The 21191-nt window shown below is 62.0% G+C and carries 16 protein-coding genes; 11 read left to right on the top strand and 5 right to left on the bottom strand.

The features are described from left to right. Positions 1–187: 187 nt before the first annotated feature. The 10 genes from CG51_RS16245 to CG51_RS16205 all read left to right on the top strand — a co-directional run bounded on the left by CG51_RS16245 (position 188) and on the right by CG51_RS16205 (position 17302). The gene (locus tag CG51_RS16245) at positions 188–1072 is read left to right on the top strand and encodes a BrxR family helix-turn-helix transcriptional regulator (RefSeq protein WP_035746768.1); all 885 of its coding nucleotides are present in this window, start codon (positions 188–190) and stop codon (positions 1070–1072) included. Between the two features lie 19 nt (positions 1073–1091). Continuing rightward, the gene (locus CG51_RS16240; protein WP_035746766.1) at positions 1092–4595 is read left to right on the top strand and encodes a protein NO VEIN domain-containing protein; all 3504 of its coding nucleotides are present in this window, start codon (positions 1092–1094) and stop codon (positions 4593–4595) included. Between the two features lie 10 nt (positions 4596–4605). Beyond that, positions 4606–6288, top strand: coding sequence for a DUF262 domain-containing protein (locus CG51_RS16235; protein WP_084695238.1), 1683 nt, complete (start codon positions 4606–4608; stop codon positions 6286–6288). 76 nt (positions 6289–6364) lie between these two features. Then, a complete protein-coding gene (locus CG51_RS16230; RefSeq protein WP_035746765.1) occupies positions 6365–9103 on the top strand; it encodes a DUF1156 domain-containing protein in 2739 nt (912 codons plus the stop codon). 13 nt (positions 9104–9116) lie between these two features. After that, positions 9117–12413 carry a DUF499 family protein gene (locus CG51_RS16225; RefSeq protein ID WP_035746761.1) on the top strand — a complete coding sequence of 1099 codons (3297 nt, stop codon included), beginning with the start codon at positions 9117–9119 and terminating at the stop codon, positions 12411–12413. 135 nt (positions 12414–12548) lie between these two features. Beyond that, positions 12549–12713 (top strand): transposase, encoded by a 165-nt coding sequence (locus tag CG51_RS19700; protein WP_084695237.1) that lies wholly within the window; start codon positions 12549–12551, stop codon positions 12711–12713. Between the two features lie 187 nt (positions 12714–12900). After that, positions 12901–13833 (top strand): IS5 family transposase, encoded by a 933-nt coding sequence (locus CG51_RS16220; protein ID WP_035746758.1) that lies wholly within the window; start codon positions 12901–12903, stop codon positions 13831–13833. 157 nt (positions 13834–13990) lie between these two features. Next, positions 13991–14980, top strand: coding sequence for an HlyD family secretion protein (locus tag CG51_RS16215; RefSeq protein WP_051930757.1), 990 nt, complete (start codon positions 13991–13993; stop codon positions 14978–14980). Between the two features lie 4 nt (positions 14981–14984). After that, complete coding sequence (locus CG51_RS16210) at positions 14985–16136, top strand: ABC transporter permease (protein WP_035746756.1); 1152 nt, start codon at positions 14985–14987, stop codon at positions 16134–16136. Continuing rightward, positions 16133–17302, top strand: coding sequence for an ABC transporter permease (locus CG51_RS16205; protein ID WP_035746755.1), 1170 nt, complete (start codon positions 16133–16135; stop codon positions 17300–17302). The genes CG51_RS16210 and CG51_RS16205 overlap by 4 nt, the downstream gene beginning before the upstream one ends. Here the strand turns inward: CG51_RS16205 and madM are convergent. Genes madM through tnpA form a run of 5 tightly spaced genes read right to left on the bottom strand, consistent with a single transcriptional unit; the run spans position 17235 to position 20786 of the window. Beyond that, the gene (madM, locus tag CG51_RS16200) at positions 17235–17996 is read right to left on the bottom strand and encodes a malonate transporter subunit MadM (protein WP_035746754.1); all 762 of its coding nucleotides are present in this window, start codon (positions 17994–17996) and stop codon (positions 17235–17237) included. The genes CG51_RS16205 and madM overlap by 68 nt on opposite strands. Positions 17997–17999: 3 nt before the next feature. Further along, the gene (gene madL, locus CG51_RS16195; RefSeq protein ID WP_035746752.1) at positions 18000–18392 is read right to left on the bottom strand and encodes a malonate transporter subunit MadL; all 393 of its coding nucleotides are present in this window, start codon (positions 18390–18392) and stop codon (positions 18000–18002) included. A 32-nt stretch (positions 18393–18424) separates the two neighbouring features. Next, a complete protein-coding gene (gene tnpC, locus CG51_RS16190) occupies positions 18425–19975 on the bottom strand; it encodes an IS66 family transposase (protein WP_035746749.1) in 1551 nt (516 codons plus the stop codon). 53 nt (positions 19976–20028) lie between these two features. Continuing rightward, positions 20029–20376, bottom strand: coding sequence for an IS66 family insertion sequence element accessory protein TnpB (gene tnpB / locus CG51_RS16185; RefSeq protein ID WP_084695240.1), 348 nt, complete (start codon positions 20374–20376; stop codon positions 20029–20031). Continuing rightward, a complete protein-coding gene (gene tnpA / locus CG51_RS16180) occupies positions 20376–20786 on the bottom strand; it encodes an IS66-like element accessory protein TnpA (protein ID WP_035714911.1) in 411 nt (136 codons plus the stop codon). Before tnpA ends, tnpB begins: the two co-directional genes overlap by 1 nt. An 86-nt stretch (positions 20787–20872) precedes the next feature. On the opposite strand from tnpA, the gene CG51_RS16175 reads away from it, so the two are divergent. After that, positions 20873–21145, top strand: a complete 273-nt coding sequence (locus CG51_RS16175; RefSeq protein ID WP_051930755.1) for a hypothetical protein — start codon at positions 20873–20875, stop codon at positions 21143–21145. Positions 21146–21191: the final 46 nt, after the last annotated feature.

Genomic DNA, 21191 nt, shown 5'->3' with positions numbered 1-21191 from the left:
CCGGACTCTGCCTCGGGCCGGGCGACATGCCTGCGCTCTGGCGCTCCCACCATTGCCGCCGCATGCTTTGCCTCCCGCCCCGAATCTGATCGTCCATTGACGACCGACCGTAATGGGAATATTAAATACACGGACTATTTTGGGTTGTCCATATAGTTTTGATTCTGACTGGTGCGAGGCGAACACGATGGCGGAAGCCGCGACGGTGCTGAAGTGGGGGGTGGAGCGCCGACTCGAATTCATCGAGTTCCGACTGTTTTGGGAGGGCTCCATAAATCGCGCTGCTCTCGTTGAGACGTTTGGTGTGTCGGTGCCGCAGGCGTCCAAGGATTTGGCGCTGTATCAGGAGCGCGCGCCGGGAAACATGGAATATGACACGCGCGCCAAGCGCTATGTCTCCGCGGAACGCTTTGTCCTGCGTTTCCTTGAGCCTGACCCTTACATCTACCTTTCGCAGCTTCGCTCGATTGCCGAAGGTTCTGTGCCAGCAAGCGATTCGTGGATTTCGGTTTTTCCTGGCGCTGATGTCGCGATGACACCTCGACGGGACATAGACATAGCTGTCCTGCGTAAAATTCTCGACGCCACCCGCGAAGGCGTCTCTATCGACATTTTCTATCAGTCCATGAACAAGGCTCGGCCAGACCCAATCTGGCGCCGCATCACGCCCCACGCATTCGGCTATGATGGTTTTCGCTGGCACGCCCGAGCCTATTGTCATCTAGAGCATAAGTTCAAAGATTTCCTGCTGCCACGCGTTCTGGATGCTGGCGCCAAGAGTGAACCGGGAGAACTCGGAGAGCGGGACTGGCTCTGGAACAATTATTTTGACGTGATTATCGGCCCGCATCCTGCTCTGACGGCTAGTCAGAAGCAGGTTGTCGCCAAAGATTACGGATTAGATCACGGCAACGACGTGCTCACGGTTCGTTATGCGATGCTCTTCTATGTATTGAAGCGCCTTGGCTTACTTGGTGATGCTTCAAAGCAAAGTCCGTACACTCAGCATATCGTGACAATAAATCGCAAGGAAACTGAAGACGCGCTTGAACGAGCGGAGCTTCAGCTATGAGTGCCCGGGGAGATGAATGATGGCAGCGAAGCTTGAGGAGATTAAGAACGGCGCGTCTGTTCGAGGCGTGGCTTCGGCGCAAGCTGTGCATGTTGTTTCCGTCGACTGGATCGGGGACCAGGCGATCAGTGTCGTTTTTCGTGATCACAACGGTGCGGTGGCAGAGGCCATTTTGTACCGAGACGACGAGCATCGCCTTGAAGTTGAACAAAGCGGACGGGCTTGGTCGTTCGATGCAGATGGCGCGTTGCTGCGCTTGGTGACGGAGGCCAATCGCATCAAGTTGGCTCATTTTTTCGACCCGTATCTGGCTATCCACACGAGCCTTGTCGACCCGCTGCCGCACCAGATTTCGGCTGTCTATGGTGAGATGCTGCCGCGCCAACCGCTTCGCTTCCTCCTTGCTGATGATCCCGGCGCGGGCAAGACCATCATGGCCGGTTTGCTGATGAAGGAACTGATTGCCCGCAGTGATCTTGAACGCTGCCTGGTTGTTGCGCCGGGCAGTCTGGTCGAGCAGTGGCAAGACGAACTCGGACAGAAGTTCAATCTCGAATTTGACATTCTTTCCCGCGACATGATCGAGAACTCGCGGTCGGGAAATCCATTCAGCGACCGGGATCGGCTGATCGTCCGCCTCGATGTGCTTGCGCGTAACGAGGAGCTTCAAGAGAAGCTCATGAGCGCGCGCGAATGGGACCTGATTATCTGCGACGAAGCTCACCGCATGTCTGCCACCTATTTCGGCGGCGAAGTCAAATATACGCGGCGCTATCAGGTCGGCCAGAAACTCGGACAGGTCTGTCGGCACCTGCTGTTGATGTCGGCGACGCCACACAACGGTAAGGAGGAAGATTTCCAGCTCTTCATGGCGCTGCTCGACGGTGATCGGTTCGAGGGCCGATTCCGTGATGGTGTCCACTATGCCGATACCGAAGACATGATGCGAAGGCTGACCAAGGAGGAACTGCTCAAGTTCGATGGTCGGCCGCTATTCCCTGAGCGGCGGGCGCGCACGGTAAAATATCAGCTCTCCGAAAAGGAGGCTGAGCTCTACACCGCCGTCACCGAATATGTTCGTACCGAAATGAACCGCGTCCAGCGCTTCGCAGAGGGGGACGGGAAGAAGCGTAATAATGTCGGCTTCGCCTTGCAGATTCTTCAGCGGCGTCTCGCCTCATCACCAGCCGCTATCTACCAGTCCCTCAAACGCCGCCGCGAACGGCTGGAAAATGAGCTGGGCGAAGCCCGCCTTGCCGCCAAGGGCCGCCGGACTGGTGCAGGAGAGCCGACGGTCAATGCCGACATTCTGGGCAACATCGAAGAATATGGCCAGGAGGAGATTGATGAGCTTGAGGATCTGATCTCGACGGGCGCGACGACGGCCGAGACGGTCGAGCAGCTCGCCCTGGAGGTCGAGACCCTGAAGGGACTGGAGACGATGGCGCTCGGCGTGCTGCGCTCGGGCGTGGACACGAAATGGAGCCAGCTCAACCGGATCCTCGACGATGATTTGATGATCGACGCGGCCGGCAATCGCCGCAAGCTGATCATCTTCACCGAGCCCAAGGACACGCTGCACTACCTGCTCGACAAGGTGCGGGCGCGGCTCGGCAATCCCGAGGCCGTCGAGGTGATCCACGGCGGCGTGTCGCGCGAAGAGCGACGAAAGGTCGTCGAGCGCTTTATGCAGGACAAGGACATGCTGGTCCTGATCGCCAACGACGCGGCAGGCGAAGGCGTGAACCTCCAGCGCGGCCATCTCATGGTCAACTACGACCTGCCGTGGAATCCGAACAAGATCGAACAGCGGTTCGGCCGCATCCACCGCATCGGCCAGATGGAGGTCTGCCACCTCTGGAATCTCGTCGCGGCCGATACGCGCGAAGGCGAGGTTTACGCGCGGCTGTTGGAGAAACTGGAAGCTGCGCGCGAGGCGCTGGGCGGCCGTGTCTATGACGTGCTCGGCGAATTGTTCGACGGCGTGGCGCTCAAGGATCTGTTATTCGAAGCGATCCAATATGGCGAGCAGGAGGACGTGAAAGCGCGTCTTTTCCAGCAGGTCGATGGTGCGGTCGATCAGGCGCACTTGCTCGAACTGCTGCGCCGCCGTGCCCTGACCAACGACACCATGCCGGAAGCGAGGGTCGAGGAATTGCGGCTGGAAATGGAACGCGCTGAGGCGCTGCGCCTACAGCCCCACCATATCCAGAGCTTCTTCGTCGAAGCGTTCCAGCATCTGGGTGGCAAGATCAAACGCCGGGAAGAAGGGCGTTGGGAGGTTACGCATGTCCCGGTGCGGATCCGCGAACGGGATCGCCAGATCGGAACCTGCGCGCCGCTTCAGACGCAGTATGAGCGCATCTGCTTCGAGAAGGACAAGATCAACCAGCAGCCGGTCGCCGCTTTCGTTTGTCCCGGCCATCCTCTGCTCGAAGCCGTGATCAGCCTTATCCGCGAACAGTATGAGCAAATCATGCGGCAGGGTGCGATCCTGGTGGACGACACCGATGCTGGCGATGCGCTGTCGGCGATTTTCCTACTGGAGCATACCGTTCAGGACGGCCGCGTCACCAGTGTCGGCAAACCGCATGTGATTTCACAGCGGCTCCAGTTCGCCGCGATCGACAAGGCGGGAAGCACTGTCAACGCCGGCATCGCGCCGCATTTGAATCTGCGCCCAGCAACGCCGGAAGAGGTTGCCTGCGTGCGTGATCTTCTGGACGAGACTTGGCTGACCACTGATCTGGAGAAAGCCGCGATCCGGTTTGCGACAGTCGAACTGGCCCAGGGCCATGTTGCCGAGGTCAAGGCGCGACGTCTGCCCGAGATCGAAAAGGTTGAGCAGGAGGTACGCGCACGCCTCAAGAAGGAGATCAATTACTGGGACTCGCGCGCCTTCGAGCTGAAGGAGGAAGAACGCGCCGGCAAGAAAACGCGGGTGAACTGGCAGAATGCGCAGCGCCGGGCCGAGGAGCTCGCAGATCGGCAGAAGCGCCGTATGGACCAACTTGAGCGGGAGCGTTTTATCTCATCACAGCCGCCGCGTGTCCGGGGTGGCATGGTGGTTATTCCGCGTGGCCTGCTGGAAGCACGCAGGGCATCAAGCGTGCCAAGTCATTTCGCGGAACACCCTGCTGCACGTCGCGCCATCGAACTCGCGGCGATGGAGGCCGTCATGGCAGCCGAGCGGGCGTTGGGTAATGAGCCGGTCGACGTTTCAGCCCAGAAGATCGGCTACGATATTGCTTCCCACGATCCGAGGTCGGGGCATCTGCGCTTCATTGAGGTCAAGGGGCGCATTGACGGCGCGGACAGTGTGATGGTTACGCGTCAGGAGATCATTACGTCCCTGCACGAGCCGGAAAAGTTCATTCTTGCTATCGTCCAAGTCGCCTCCGGTTTCGTCCATGAACCCCGCTACCTGCGCGGGCCGCTTGTGGAGAGGGAACCATCATTCTTGGAAACAGCGATCCAGTTTCATTTACCGCGGCTCCTTGAACGCGCGACGGCACCAGTATGAGGGGGAAAGAATGACAATAAATGCGCAAAACAGGCTTCTGCCAGATTGGTTCTCCCGGGTGCGGACACGGCAGACTGTTCTTCCCCGGTTTCAGCGTTTCGAAGCATGGGGGCATGCCAACGTCACGCAGATGTTCAACACCATTTTGCGTCGGCTTCCGCTCGGAGCTGTCCTGATATTGGAAATCGGGAATGAGGAACCTTTCATTTCCCGGCCAATAGTTGGTGCCCCTATCGATGGGGAAAGGATTACGGAGCATCTGTTGGATGGTCAGCAACGCCTGACAGCGCTGTGGCGCGGGCTACACAACAATTACGAGGATCGGACCTATTTCCTCTATCTCTCGGAGGATGAGGAATCAGGCATGCCCTACTATGTCGATTCCATAGGCCGATGGAAGAAGACCGGAGACAAGGAGCGGCGGCCATTCTGGGCAAATGACCCAGCGCAGCTTTGGAGCCGTCGCATGATCCCGCTCGATTTGTGTGCACCGGGAGACGCTGCCAATGACCGTTACAAGCTGTGGGCCAAGGAAGCGATTCCGGACGCCGACGAGCGCGAGGAGGTTGGCGAGATCCGGGCAAAGGTCCGTGAAACCTTTGCGACTTTCAACATGCCCTATCTCTCACTTCCAGTCACGACCAGCAAGGAAACCGCGCTTGACGTGTTCATTAAGATGAACACATCGGCTGCCCCACTTTCGACCTATGACATCGTCGTCGCACAGGTAGAAGCGGCACTTGGGCAATCGCTGCATGAGCTGGTGGGCGCATGCCGTGAAGCGTGCCCAGGCATTGTCTCCTACTACGAGCCGGAAGACCTCGTTCTCTATGCCAGCGCGCTGCTTCAGGATAAGCCGCCGACAAATGCCACCTATCTCGCGAAGGGTTTTGGCGAAGCTCTGCTAGCGCATTGGGATGAGCTAGTCAGCGGCGTCCAGCGCACCGTCACATTTCTGGAGGAAGAGCGAGTATTTGACGCCAAGCGATTGCCAACCGACGTGGTGCTTCCGGTACTGACGGCACTATGGGCTGGCGCACCGCAAGGGCTCGATAGCGAGGGGCGCGCACGCACCATTCTCCGAAAGTATCTGTGGCGCGCATTCTTTTCCAACAGGTATGAGAAATCCACGAACTCGCGGGCGCTTGCTGATTATCTGGAACTGCGGGCGCTGATCACCCAGGCGGATGCGCCCCAGCCTGCCATTTTCGACAATGAACAATATCCACTGCCGCAAACGGACGAGCTGATTGCGGCACGGTGGCCGACCAACAAGGACCGTCTGGGGCGCGCCATTCTGGCGTTGGCCTTGCACCAGGGCGGCCTTGACCTTGCAGACGGCAGCACGGTTAGCCGCGCCAACCTGCCCAAGCGAGAATATCATCATCTTTTCCCGGACGCGCACCTGAACCGGCAAGATTTTTCCGATGCGGAGATCTATCGTTCGCTCAACTGCGCACTCGTGACCTGGCAGACCAACCGGAACATATCGGACAAGAAGCCGGACCGCTATCTGGCTGAGCGGTTGGATGGCACACCGCTCGGTGAGGCGGAGGTTCGTCATCGCCTCGGAAGCCACCTCATCCCGTATGACGAAATGGTAGCCGGCGACTACAGGCAATTCTTGGAGCAGCGAGCGCAGCAAGTTCGAGAAAAGATGCTGAAGCTCTGCGAAATGGGGATCGTTGCATGAACAAAATCCACGATATTCCCCATACCCCACGCTTGCGGAACTCCGCACCAGCAATAGTAACGGAAGAGTCCGCTTAATGACTACTACATATAAGAAAAAGCTCATCGAAGTCGCGATCCCGCTTGAAGTGATCAATGCGGCTTCGGCGCGCGAAAAGTCGATCCGGCACGGGCATCCGTCGACGCTGCATCTGTGGTGGGCGCGGCGACCGCTGGCGGCGTGTCGTGCGGTGCTGTTTGCGCAGCTTGTCGATGACCCCTCCAGCCTGCCCGACCAGTTCCCAACACCGGAGGCGCAGGAGGCTGAGCGCAACCGTTTGTTCGCGATCATCGAGGATCTTGTGAAGTGGGAGAGCTCGACCAACGAGGAGGTGCTGGAGCGGGCTCGGGTCGAGATCCGAAAGAGCTGTGGCGGCAAGTTGCCGCCGGTCTACGATCCGTTTTCGGGCGGAGGCTCGATTCCGCTTGAGGCACAGCGGCTAGGCCTGCCCGCCTATGGGTCGGACCTGAACCCGGTGGCGGTGATGATCGGTAAGGCGATGATCGAGATCCCGCCCAAGTTCAAGGATATGCCCCCCATCCATCCCGGCATTAAGGCGCGGCAATTCTATCGCAACGCCGAAGGGCTGGCCGAGGATGTAAGATACTATGGCGAATGGATGCGCGAAAAGGCGTGGGAGCGTATCGGGCACCTTTATCCGCAGGTGGACCTGCCGAAGGAGTGTGGGGGCGACAAAGCAGAGGTTATTGGGTGGATCTGGTCGCGATCCGTTCCGAGCCCGGACCCCGCCTTTTCAGATGTTCAAGTGCCGATTGCGTCAAGCTTTTTGCTCAGTACAAAATCGAACAAGACGGCATTTCTTGAGCCGGTAGTTGATCGCTCAGATAAATCGATAAAATTTCATATTCGATTTGGCGGAAATAAAGCTCAATTAGAGCAAGCTAAGAATGGCACGAAGGAAGCACGAGGCGCGAACTTCCGTTGCCTGATTTCGGATTCGGCAATCACACCAACCTATGTCAAGCAGTGTGCTCGTGAAGGGCAGATGAGCCGCATACTTTTAGCCGTCGTCGCTCAGTCAAAATCTGGAAGAACCTTCTCAGAAGCGAATCTCGAACACATAGAAATTGCTAATTCGGTTTCGCCAAATTGGAGGCCAGAAACGCGCTTGGCAAACCATTCTCAATACATTGGCGTGCTGGGATATGGTTATGAGACTTTTGGTCAACTGTTTACTGACCGACAATTGGTCGCTCTCAATACGTTTGCAGACCTACTCGACGAGGTGAAAGCCGAGATCGACGGCAGTGATAATTATGCCGCCGCGGTAGTAACTTATCTTGCACTCGCGATCAGCCGTCTTGCGGATAGCTGTAATGCCCACTGTCGTTGGGCTGCTGACAAAATTCAGCTAAAAAACATGTTCGGCAGGCAGGCGATTCCAATGACTTGGGATTACTTCGAAGCCAATCCGTTCTCGGGTACTGCGGGTGACTTTCTCGTTAGTGCAACGACTGTTGCCAAGGCGGTTGAAAGGTGGGCTGGCGGATCAGTGGGCTCTGTTGAGAACCTAGACGCACAAAGTGTTGTGTACACAAGCGACATGGCGATCTCCTCAGATCCTCCCTACTACGACAACATCCCGTACGCAGATCTTTCAGATTTCTTTTACAGCTGGATGCGTCGCATGCTGCGCGAAATCTATCCTGCGCTTTTTGGAACGATGGCAGTTCCAAAAATGGAAGAACTGGTGGCTGATCGGGTGCGGCATACTAGCGCCGAAAAAGCTGAGAAGTTCTTTTTATCTGGAATGACGGCGGCAATTAGCCGGATGGCTGAAGGCTCGAGCGATCAGTTTCCCGCGTCCATCTATTACGCATTTAAGCAAAGCGAAATTGATCAGGAGGGCATCAGTTCGACTGGTTGGGCAACTTTCTTGCAAGCAATTTTGGACGCTGGCTATTCGGTGGTTGGCACCTGGCCGATGCGCACCGAAATGGCGAATCGCATGAGAGCTACTGCGTCCAATGCCCTCGCCAACTCGGTCGTGCTCGTCTGCCGCAAGAAGCAAGCCTCGGCCGAGGTCATCACCCGGGCCGAGTTCATCCGTGCTCTGAAACGCGAACTGCCCCCGGCCATTGCCGAGCTTCAGGCCGCTAATATTGCCCCTGCCGACATGCCGCAATCGGCAATTGGGCCGGGCATGGGTGTGTTCTCTCGCTACAAGGCGGTACTTGAATCCGACGACAGCCCGATGAGCGTCAAGACCGCGCTACAACTGATCAACCGGGAGCTGGACGAATATCTAGGCGGGATCGAGGGCGAGTTCGACGCTGACACCCGATTTGCCATCACATGGTTCCATCAGAACGGCAATGGCAAGGGTGACTACGGTGTCGCCGACAATCTCGCGCGTGCGCGTGGGATTTCTGTCGAGAGCGTGAAGCACGCCGGTATCATTGAAAGTGCTGCCGGAAAGGTTCGCATTTTGACCCGCGATGAACTCGACACGGAGTGGGAGCCTGAAGACGATGGGCACCTGACGGTGTGGGAGTGCCTTCAGCACCTTGTCAGTCTGCACGAGAAGGACGGCATCTCGCACGAGACCGCTGTTCTTTTGAAGAAGATCAGTGCCCAGGCTGAGGCCGTGAAGGATCTTGCCTACTGCCTCTACGACATCAGCGCCAACAAGCGGAAGGATGCGAAGGAAGCCACGGCCTACAACGCACTGATCGCTGATTGGGCCGAGCTGACGAAGGCGGCGGCGGCCATCCATGACACGAGCGGGGATCGTCAGACCCGCATGGATATTTGAGGGAAAACGGGACATGGCAAAAAGCACCCGCCAGTATGTTTTTGAAGGCATGGAATTGCTGCCGTCAGCGCTGATCCCGTTCGTGGAAAAGCGGCTGGAGACCTCGCTCAAAGGTCATTGGCAATTGGAAGTCATCGAGCGCGTTCAGGGGCTTCGTCCGAACTCGACCGGAGAAGTCGGCTGGGATCAGCAAGGTCTGCTCAAGACCATGATGGCGTTCTGGAAGGACTCCTTCGCGAACGTCCTGGGTCACCCAGAACGCTCCTATGTTTCGGAACTCCTCGATGTGCGGAACAAGCTCTCGCATAATGAGAGTTTTACTTACGACGACGCTGAGCGCGCGCTTGATTCCATGCGTCGTTTGATGGAGGCTATCAGTGCGGGTGAAGTTGCCGAGCAGCTCGGCAAGATGCGCGATACCATCCTCCGGACGAAATTTTCCGAGCTTCAGCGCAATGAGGAACGCCGTAAAACACAGCGCCTCGAGATTTCGGTCGAGACCGTAGCGGGTTTGCTTCCGTGGCGCGAGGTGGTCGAGCCGCATCAAGATGTCGCCACTGGCGAATTCCAGCAGGCCGAGTTCGCTGCCGACCTCGCCAAGGTCCATTCAGGCAGCGCGCCGTCTGAGTATCGTGATCCACGCCAGTTCTTCAGCCGCACCTACCTTACAGAGGGCTTGAGCACGCTGCTGATCGGGGCGGCAAAGCGCTTGTCCGGCAGCGGCGGCGATCCTGTCGTCGAACTGCAAACCAACTTCGGCGGCGGCAAAACCCACTCGATGCTGGCCCTCTATCACATGGCAGGCCAGACACCGGTGCAGGATCTGTCAGGCCTCGATCAGTTGCTTGAGAAAAACGCACTGACCGTCCCGAAGGATATTCGCCGTGCGGTGCTGGTTGGGACGTCACGGGGGCCGCAAGACGTGCTCGTCGCCGAAGGCGACCGGAAGATCCGTACGACCTGGGGTGAGCTTGCCTGGCAGTTGGGCGGCGCTGAAGCCTTCGACATGGTTGCTGAGAATGATGCCAGCGGTATTGCGCCGGGCTCAAACCTGCTTGAAGCGCTGTTCAAGAAACATGCGCCGTGCCTGATCCTGATCGACGAATGGGTTGCCTATCTGCGTCAGATCTACAAGGTCGAGGGGCTGCCATCTGGGTCGTTCGACGCAAACCTGTCCTTCGTTCAGTCTCTGACCGAGGCGGTCAAGGCCAGCCCCGGCACATTGTTGGTCGCGTCCTTGCCGGCCTCACAGATAGAGGTTGGCGGCGAAGGTGGCCAAGAGGCATTGGCGCGGCTCAAGCAGACTTTCAGCCGTGTGGAATCCTCGTGGCGTCCGGCAAGCCAAGAAGAAAGCTATGAAATCGTCCGGCGACGGCTGTTCAAGGATATTCCCGGGGACAAGTTCCATCACCGTGACAATACGCTGAAGCAATTTGCCAAGATGTATCGGGAAAACGCCAACGATTTCCCGCAAGGTTGCGCCGATGAGGATTACCGGCGCAAGCTGGAGAAGGCTTATCCGATCCATCCTGAGCTGTTCGACCAACTCTACACAAGCTGGGGATCACTAGAAAAATTCCAGCGCACACGCGGTGTGCTGCGCCTGATGGCTCAAGCGATTCACGAACTTTGGATGAGCGGCGATCCGTCGGTGATGATTATGCCCGGCAGCGTGGCGGTGAGTTCGCCCCGCGTTGAACCGGAATTGCTTCACTATCTTGATGTGAGCTGGCAGGCCATCATTGCTGGTGACGTCGATGGCACCACGTCCACGCCGTACAAGGTCGATCAATCGGCGCCTAACCTGAACCGCTATTCGGCGACCCGCCGTGTTGCCCGCACGATTTTCATGGGGACAGCACCCACGGCGCAGCAGCAGAATACTGGCCTTGATGACAAGCAGATCAATCTCGGTGTCGTCCAGCCCGGCGAACGACCGGCGATTTTTGGTGACGCGCTGCGGCGGCTCACCAACCAAGCCAAGTTCATGCATGCCGATCTTGGCCGCTATTGGTATTCGATGTCGGCCAGCCTCAATCGGATCGCAGCGGACAAGGCTGCGCAAATCGAGGCAGCACTTGTCGACGTGACGATCGACGCCGAACTCGGAAAATATGTGAATGGCCTCTCCGATAGGGGGCATTTCGATGCTGTTCAGGTTGCGCCGGCCTCGTCAGCCGAGGTCCCGGATGAGGCCGGCGGCGTGCGCGCCGTGATTCTGGGGGTGAAGTACCCGCACAATGGTCGCGATGGCTCGGAAGCGCTGCTTGAAGCGAAAGACATACTCACCCAGCGTGGCAGCACGCCGCGCGTCTATCGCAACACGCTGGTGTTCATAGCTGCGGAAGCCCGGCAGCTCGATCACCTGAAAGACGCTGTGCGCGCCTGCTTGGCATGGGGCGAGATCGTCCGTGATACGGAGCGCCTGAACCTGACCCAGAGTGACAGCGCGTTGGCCAAGGCGAAGCTTTCTGAATCGAATGAGACAATGAAAACGCGCCTGAAGGAGGCGTGGTGCTATCTGCACTATCCCGCGCAAGAGAGCGCTCAAGCTGATTGGGAGTGGGTATCCGGCAAGATTCCGGCACAGGACGGTCTGCTGGCACGTGCCAGCAAGAAACTGACGGCCGAAGAAGGCTTGCTCACAGAGTTGGGGCCGTCACGCCTCGACCGTGATCTCCAGAAATACATTTGGAACGACAAGCCGCATTTGTCACTCAAGGATCTGCGCGAATACCTCAATCGATACATCTATCTCCCGCGCCTCAAAGGGCAGGACGTACTGGTCAAGGCTGTGCAGGCTGCCGTGAGCGGCATGCTGCCGGGGCCGTTCGCCTATGCAGAACGGTGGGACGATAAGTCGGGCACTTATTTGGGGTTAGCTATCGAACGAGCGGTCAACGCTGTGGTTGTGATAGACAGCGACAGCGTCATCGTGACGCCTACGGTGGCCGATGCACATCGTCCGATGCCGGTTCAGCCTGGGTCGAGCGATACCACCTCTGGAACCGGCGATGGCACGCCGGCTGCTGATGAGCCACCCACGGACGGCGCGCCTACAGCACCGCCCCAGGAAAAGAAGCCGACGCGGTTTTCCGGCACCGTGATGATCTCGCCGGATCGTCCGGCCCGGGACATCCACCAGATTGTAGAGGCGATCGTCGAACAGCTCACCACGCTTCCGGGCAGTCAGGTGAAACTCAGGCTCGAGATCGAGGCAGAAGTGCCTGAAGGACTCGAGCGCTCCAAGGTGCGAACGCTGGTCGAGAACGCCAATACGCTCGGCTTCATCGAAAAATCGCTGGAATAGCCGATGGGCGCAACTTGTGGTAGCCTTACACGTCGGCACAACCGCATGTGCGTAAGCGGCGCCTGTGCCCCACCTTCCGCATTTTCACGTGACCTGAGATTTCGCGCCTGATGGAGATTGGGCGGGAGTTTCGCGATGGCGACTACGGTGGAGTTTCTCAGGGACTATGGGGTGGACATCCGACCGAACGGGCAGCGGCGCTGGCCGGATGAGATCAAGGCGCGGATCGTGGCCGAGAGCCTGAAGCCGGGGGCGACGGTGAACGGTAAGCGGCGTCTGAACCCCACGTTGCGTGGCTGACGCGCTGCTGCGAAGTCCTTTTCATCGGCTGATGGGGAGTGCGTTTCGCAATGTGTGCCAAGAATTCGTTTCTCACCTCCCTGGGCGTGGAGATTTATGCCTCTGGTCATCGGCGGTGGCCGGATGAGGTGAAGGCTCGGGTGGTCGCCGATACACTGCAGCCGGGGGCCACGGTAAGCGTCTCGGCATGAGCAAACCTGAGGCTGCCCGCTACCGTATGACGAACTGGAAGTCCTACAACGAGGCTTTGAGGCGGCGTGGATCGCCACTGATCTGGATGGACAAGGACATGGTGTGGCTGGCGAACAAGGCGGGTCGTCGTGGTCGCCCGCCGGTGTTCTCGGATGCGGCCATCCAGTTCTGCCTGATGGTGAAGGTGCTCTTCGGGCTGCCGCTTCGGCAGACAACCGGAACGGTGGCCAGCATCCTGGAGATGGTCGAGCTCGACTGGCCCGTGCCGGACTTCTCCACCATGAGCCGCAGACAAAAAACCCTCACTGTCCAGATATCCTGCCGGCGCGCACCAGGTCCTCTGAACCTGCTGGTGGACAGCACCGGGATCAAGTTTCTCGGCGATGGAGAATGGCTGGCGCACAAGCATGGCACCCACCGCAAGCGCCAGTATCGCAAGGTCCACCTGGCAATGGATACAGACACCGGCGACATTCGGGCGGTGGAGTTCACTTCCAGCCGCGAAGGCGACGGTCCTGAGCTATCTGACCTTCTGAAGCAGATTCCGCCGGAGGGGCTGGTCGGCACCGTGACCGGCGACGGTGCCTTCGACACCCGGCGATGCCACACCGCAATCGTGGACCGTGGCGGCACGGCCATCATCCCGATCCGGAAGAATGGTCGCCTCTGGAAAGAGGACTGCCCTGCCGCTCGCGCTTGCAACGACATCCTCAGGGCGACCAAACGTTTCGGTCGGGCGAACTGGAAGGTCTGGTCCGGCTATCACGTCCGAAGTCGGATCGAGGCAAGGATGCGCTGCCTCAAATCCTTCGGTGAGCGCATCGCCTCGCAAGACCCCGACAGACAAGCGGCCGAGATCTACATCCGCGTCGCGCTCATGAACCGCTTCAACGCACCCGGCACCGCCGAAATCGAGCGCCTGGCCTGAGCTTAATGGGTAAGGGAGAGCCCTGCTCCGACGCCGAGTTCTGCAACAATGCCCAACAATGCCCATGAAAATTGCTTTTCGCAAGCATGCTTCCGAATTGTCCCCGGCGCGGGCCGGGCGTAGTCTGGCCCTCAGTCGAATGTCAGGGACCGAACCGATGAAACCTGCCCAAGCGCCCCGCCGATCCCTTCTGCCGCTGCTGGTCCTGGCCGTTCTGGCCGGGCTGGTCATCGGTGCCGTCTGGTGGGCGACGCGCCCCGGCCCCCTGCTGATCCAGGGCGAGGTCGCGGCCCCGCGGGTCGATGTCTCGGCCCGCACCTCGGGCCGGGTCACGCGGATCGAGGCCGATCTGGGCCAGCGGGTCGAGGGCGGCCAGCTGCTGGCCGAACTGTCGAACCCGCAGCTGGTCACCGCCCATGCCGCCGCAGCATCAGGGCTGGAGGTCGCCCGCGCCTCGGAGGCCGCGGCCGGCGCCACCCGCCCCGAGGTGATCCGCGCCCGCGAGGCCGAGCTGGCCGCGGCCCAGGCCGATCTGCGCCTGGCCGAGGAGCAGCTGGGCCGCGACACGGGCCTGTCGCAGCAGGGCCTGCGCCCGCAGGCGGCGCTGGACCAGTCGACGCGCAACCTCGACGCCGCCTCAGGCCGGGTCGAGGCCGCCCAAGCGCAGCTGGACCTGGCCCGCGCCGGTGCCTCGCCCGAGGAGCGCGAGGTCGCGGCGGCCCAGGTCGCCCAGGCCGAGGCCGCGCTGGCCCAACGCCAGGCGGATCTGGACGAGCTGGAGATCTTTGCGCCCCTCTCCGGCGAGGTCTCGGGCCGGATGATCGAGCTGGGCGAGAATGTCGGCCCCGGCGCGCCGCTGTTCACCATCGTCGATCTGGACCAGGCCTGGTTCACCTTCAACCTGCGCGAGGACCTGCTGGCGGGACTGGAGATGGGCGACCGGCTGACGATCCGCATCCCCGCCCTGGACCGTGAGGCCGAGGCCGAGATCACCCTGATCAACGTGCAGGGCCAGTTCGCCAGCTGGCGCGCCACCCGCGCGACGGGCGATTTCGACCTGCGCAGCTTTGAGCTGCGCGCCCGGCCCGTCGAGCCGCTGGAGGGTCTGCGCCCCGGCATGTCCGCGCTGATCCAGCTGGACCGCTAGGGCCATGCTGGCCGTCATGGCGCGCGAGATCCGCCTGCTGCCGCGCCGCCCGGCGCTGGCGGGGCTGGTGATCGTGCTGCCGCTGATCATGTTGCTGGTCCTGGGCGGCATCTTTCGCGCAGGCATTCCCACGGGCATGGCGGTGGCGGTGATCGACCTGGACCGCTCTGATCTGTCGCGGGCCGTCACGCGGATGCTGGATGCGGCGCCTGAGCTGACCGTGACCCATCGCGCATCCGACCTGTCCGAGGCACGCGCGCTGATCGTCTCGGGCGCGGTGCGCGGCGCGGTGCTGATGCCCCAGAACCTGGAACGCGACATCACCCGGGGCGCGCGCCCCGAGATCGTGACCTTCTACGACAACCAGCACATGAGCGCCGGATCGCTGGTCGCCCGCGGTGCCCGCAACGCCATCGACACGGCGCTGGCGGGCCTGCGCCTGTCGGTGCGTCAGGGCCAGGGAGAGGCCCCCGTGCAGGCCATGGTCGCCCTGCAGCCGATCCCGATGCAGGCCCATGCGCTGTTCAACCCGGCCTTCGACTATGTGCATTTCCTGCTGGCCGCGCTGATCCCCACGGTGCTGCAGATCATCGCCGCCGCCGCGACCGCCTATGCGGTGTCGCTGGATTTCGGGCCGGGTCGGCATCCGCGCGTGCTGATGCGGATGGCGGGCGGCATCCTGCCCGCGATGCTGGGCAAGATCCTGCCCTATACGGTCATCTTCCTGCTGATCCTGGGCCTGTCGGATGTGGCGCTGTACGGCTGGCTGGCGGTGCCGCTGCGCGGGTCGCTGTGGCTGATGGCGCTTGGCGCGGTGCTGTTCGTGCTGGCGTCGCAGATGATCGGCGCGCTGGCCTTCGTGCTGACCCGCGACATGGGCCGGGCGGCCAGCATGATCGCCCTGATCACCGCGCCGGCCTTTGGTTTCATGGGGCTGGGTTTCCCGCGCGAGGCGATGTCGACCCTTGCCCAGGCCTGGGGCGCGGCCATTCCCGGCACCTGGTATGTGCAGCTGCGCATCGACCAGTCGCTGCGCGCGACGCCCTTGGACATATCCTCCATGTCGGTCCTGTGGCTGGCGGTGATCGCGGGCGTTCTGGCCGCGCTGATCCTGGCGCAGCTGTCGCGCCTGGCCCGGCAGGAGGCGACGCCATGAGCCCGCTTGCCACCGCCTTTCGCGCGGAACTGGCCGCCGTGCTGGGTGACAAGCAGGTGCGGATGATCGTGCTGCTGGCGCTGGTCCTCTATGCGGTGATCTATCCGCTGCCCTATCGGGCCGAGCTTCTGCGCGATGTGCCGGTGGTGCTGGTCGATCAGGACGGATCGACCGCTTCGGCCGATCTGGCGCGGCGCGTGGACGCGTCGGAGGCCGTTGCCCTGACCCATCTCGCCCCCGACATGGCCGAGGCCACGCGGTTGGTCCATGAACGCCGCGCCTATGGCGTCATGCTGATCCCCGACGGGTTCGAACGCGCCCTGCTGCGCGGCGATCAGAGCCCCGTCGCGCTTTATGCCGATGCCAGCTATTTCCTGATGTATCAGCGCGTGATGCAGGGCGCCGCCGTCCCCCTGCGCCAGATGGGCGCCGAGGTCGAGGCCGGGCGCCTGATCGCCCAAGGCACGCCCCGCGCCGTGGCCACCGCCCAGGTCAGCCCCGCGAACCAGATCGAGGTGCCGCTGTTCAACCCCGCGGCGGGCTACGCGACCTATGTGCTGCCCGCGGCCTTCGTGCTGATCCTGCAGCAGACGATGATGATGGGCCTGGCCTTGGCCGCGACGCGCCGGGGGCCGCTGCCCGGCCATCCGGTCTGGCGGCTGATGGGGCGGGCGGGGGCGTGGCTGGCCATCTGGGCGGGGCTGCTGCCGGTCTATCTGATCGTGCTGCCGGTGCTCTATGGCCTGCCGATCCTGGGCGGGCCGGGGGCGCTGATGATGCTGGGCCTGCCCTTCCTGCTGGCGGCCGGGTTTCTGGCGCAGCTGGTCGCGGCGCTGTTCCGGCGGGGCGAGGTCGTGCAGGTCGTGCTGCTGGCGCTCGGGATGCCGTTCTTCTTCCTGTCGGGCTTCGCTTGGCCGGTCGAGGCGATCCCGGCCCATCTCAACGCGCTGGCGCAGCTGATCCCGTCGACGGCGGCCATCGACGGGCTGGTGCGGGTCACGCAGATGGGCGCGACCCTGCCCGAGATCGCGCCCATCCTGTGGCATCTGTGGGCCTTGGCCGCGGGGCTGGGCCTCGTGGTGCTGGCGGTCGAGACGGTCAGCCCGTCACGGCCAGCAGCGCCAGATAGAGGACCGACGGCCCCATCAGACAGCCCAGCCCGGTGAAGAAGGTCGCCGTCATCGCGCCATAGGGCACCAGCCGCTTGTCGGTCGCGGCCAGCCCCCCGGCCACGCCGCTGGTCGTGCCCATCAGCCCGCCATAGGCCATGGCCGATTTCGGGTTGTTCAGCCCGATCAGCGGCGCGACCAGCGGCGTGCCGATCATCACCAGCACCGCCTTCAGCAGCCCCGCAGCGACCGACAGGGCGATGACCTCGGAACTGGCGCCCAAGGCGGTGCCGGTCACCGGACCCACGATATAGGTCGCCGCACCCCCGCCGATCGTCGCCATGCTGACCGCATCGGTATAGCCGAAGGCCGCCGCGATCGCCGCGCCCACCGCGAAGGACACCACGATCCCCAAGGCCAGCGCGCTGACCCCCGCCGCGCCGGCCTTGCGGATCTCGCGCATGTCGACGCCGTAAGCGGTCGAGACGATGGCCAGGTCGCGCAGCATCGCGCCCCCCATCAGCCCGATCCCGGTGAACAGCGGCACATCCGCCAGCCCGCGGCTGCCCCCGGTCATCATGCCGCCGATCCAGGCCAGGATCAGACCGATGATGATGGCCACTGCCGATCCGTGCAGCCGACCCGCCGTCAGCCGGTCGGACAGCTGATAGGACAGCCACATGACGCCGCCCACGAACAGGAAGGCAAAGACCAGGCCGTTGCGGGCCAGAACCTCGACGATCATCTCCATGGATCAGGCCTCCTGCGCGGTCAGGGGCGGCAGCGGTTCGTCCTGGCCGCCGATGCGGGCCACGACCGGGACCAGCGCCCAGCAGGCGACGGTGGCGCCGATGCCCACCATGATCGCCAAGGGGCCGCCCGCCAGCGCGGCGACCACGTTCTGCTGGGCGGCCATCGCGACCACGATGGGGATGTACATGGCCGACCAGAACAGCACCCCCTGTTCGAAGGCCTGCGGCAGGCGGCCCGTCCGGCGCAGCCAGTCGGTCAGCAGGATCAGGAGCAGCATGGCGAAGCCCACGCCCCCCACATTCGACTGGACGCCCAACAGGACCCCCAGCAGGTCGCCCAGGATGACGCCCGCAAGATGACAGGCGGCCAAGGCCGCCACTCCGTAGATGATCATGTTCGTAAGCGGCGGCGCCGCCTCACCTGGTTTCAGCTTGACGGGTTGAAGTTCCAGGGCAGCAGGTCGTCGATCTTTGCCTGAGGATGGCTGGCTGCCACCGCTTCCAGGGTTGCCTTGAGGTAGGCGAAGGGTTCGACGCCGTTGACCTTTGCGGTGGCGATCAGGGATGCGATGCGCGCCCAGGATCGGCCACCCTCGTCATGGCCTGCGAAGAGCGCATTCTTTCGCGTCAGCGCGATCGGCCGGATCAGGTTCTCGACGTTGTTGGAGTCGATCTCGACCCGGCCGTCGCGCAAGAAGGTCTGCAACCCGCCCCAGTGACGATGGATATAGGCCAGCTTCTCCCCGAGGCGCGACCTCATCGATATGCGCCGACACTGCAGCTGCAGCCATTCCCCGAATGCGGCGATCAGCGGCGCACTGCGCGCTTGGCGGGCCGACAGCCGCTGGCCCGGGTCCATGCCACGGATCTCGGCCTCGATCCGGTAAAGCTCGGCTATCCGGCACAGGCCCTCGGCCGCGATCTTGGAGCCGTCGCGATCAAAGATCTCCTTCAGTTTTCGCCGGACATGCGCCCAGCAATAAGCGACGGTGATCGGTGCGCCGCCTGTCCGGGACGGACGCGTCAGACGGTTGTAGCCGGTATAGCCATCCAGCTGCAGGGTGCCGTCAAAGCCATGGAGGATGCGCTCTGCGTTTTCGCCCGCGCGGTCGGGCGCATAGGTGAAGACCACACCGGGCGGATCGCCCCCGCCCCATGAGCGGTCATCGCGCGCCAGGGCCCAGAGGTAGCCCGTCTTCGTCCGGCCTCGGCCAGGATCGAGCACGGGTGCCGTGGTTTCGTCCATGAACAGCTTGCTCGACGTCTTCAGGTGCTCTGTCAGCCGATCGACCACGGGACCGAGGTGGAAGGCGGCGGTGCCGACCCAATCAGCCAGCGTGCTGCGGTGAAGCTCGATGCCCGCGCGGGCAAGGATTTGGCTCTGACGATACAACGGCAGATGGTCCGCGTATTTGCTGACCAGCACATGCGCCAAGGCGCCCTCAGTGGGTAGGCCGCCATCGATCAGGTGTGCGGGTGCCGGTGCCTGGGTCACGCCCTCTGCACACCTGCGGCACGCATATTTTGGGCGCACGGTCACGATGACCCGCAGTTGCGCGGGCACGATATCCAGCCGCTCGGTCCGGTCTTCGCCGATGCGGTGCATCTCACCACAGCCACACGGACAGAGCAGACTGCTCGGCTCGATCACGCGTTCTACGCGGGGCAGGCTTTCCGGAAGATGCCCGCGATTGCGGCGGGCGGCCCGGCGCGGGGGCGTGCGGGGCGCAGTCCCCGCATCCTGCCGGGTCTCGGCCTCGGCCAACGCGGTTTCCAGATCCTCGAAAGCCAGCTGACGCTCGTCGTCGTTCAGCTTCTCGGAGCGTTTGCCATGCAAGACCTGGTTCAGCTCGGCGATCAGATGCTCCAGCCGCCGGTTGGTTTCCTGCAGCGCGTCCCGTTCCCTCAGCACGGCAAGAACAGCGGCGCGCTGGCTTTCGGGGATGGCGGACAGGTCGATGGACGGAGCGGCGGACATGAAGTCATCATACCCTGATCCGACTGTAGTTGAACGCTTTTATTGCATTCAGGTCATTCTGAAACGGCTGGCTTTGGGGTTTCCAGAGGTCGGACCCGCCGCCAGTCGAGGCCGGCAAAAAGCGCCTCGAACTGCGTTCGGCTCAAGGTCATGGCCCCGTCCCGGATGGCCGGCCAGGTGAAGCTGTCGGCCTCAAGGCGCTTGTAAGCCATCACCAGCCCGCTGCCGTCCCAGAACAGGATCTTCAGCCTGTCGGCGCGCTTCGAGCGGAACACAAAGATCGTGCCGGTGAAGGGGTCTTCCGCCAGCATCGACTGCGCCAAGGCTGCCAATCCGTCGTGCCCCTTCCTGAAGTCCACCGGCTTGGTCGCCACCAGGATCCGCATGCCCTGCGACGGCATCAGCACGGCGCGGCTCCAAGAGCACGGACAATCTCGGCCAGCCGAACGGCGGGCGTGTCCGCGGCCAGCTCAAGCCTCACCTCCCCGATAATGATCCTGATCCCCTCGTCTGCAGCGCGCCCGTCGTAGGAATGGACAGCAGGCGGTGTATCGCAAACCACCAGCGAGGCAAAGACCGGCTCTTCGGCCAAGATGGCTGGCAGCACCAGCTTGCCCTGCTTGGCCAGCCGCCGCCACGCCGATACCTGGTTCGGCTGCACTCCATAGTGATCCGCCACTGCGTTTACCGTGGCCCCCGGCTGCAGTGTATCGGCGACCACCCGAGCCTTCACCTCATCCGGCCACCGCCGATGACCAGAGGCATAAATCTCCACGCCCAGGGAGGTGAGAAACGAATTCTTGGCACACATTGCGAAACGCACTCCCCATCAGCCGATGAAAAGGACTTCGCAGCAGCGCGTCAGCCACGCAACGTGGGGTTCAGACGCCGCTTACGGTGAACGCGGTCGCGGCGCGGTATGGGCTTCGGGCGAACCATCTGTCGGAATGGCGCGGATGGGCGCGGGATGGCCGGTTGGTTTTGCCTGCAGACGAGGATGACGGCCTTTGTTTTGCGCCGATCGTGCTGCCGGACAGAGGCCTTTCCGCCGAAGCACCAGTCACTGGAGCCATCGAGATTGCCGTAGGCCAGATGACCATCCGGCTGGATGGCGCGACGGCCGCGGCACGGATTGCCGAGATCGTGCGAGCAATTGGATCGCGGTCATGATGTTCCCCTCCAACCGGGTGCGGGTTCTGGTCTCGACACAGCCCGT

The sequence above is a fragment of the Haematobacter missouriensis genome (genome assembly GCF_000740775.1).
Lineage (GTDB): Bacteria > Pseudomonadota > Alphaproteobacteria > Rhodobacterales > Rhodobacteraceae > Haematobacter > Haematobacter missouriensis.
The sequence above is the reverse complement of the archived record's forward strand: the minus strand, read 5'-3'. Positions and strand labels throughout refer to the sequence as shown.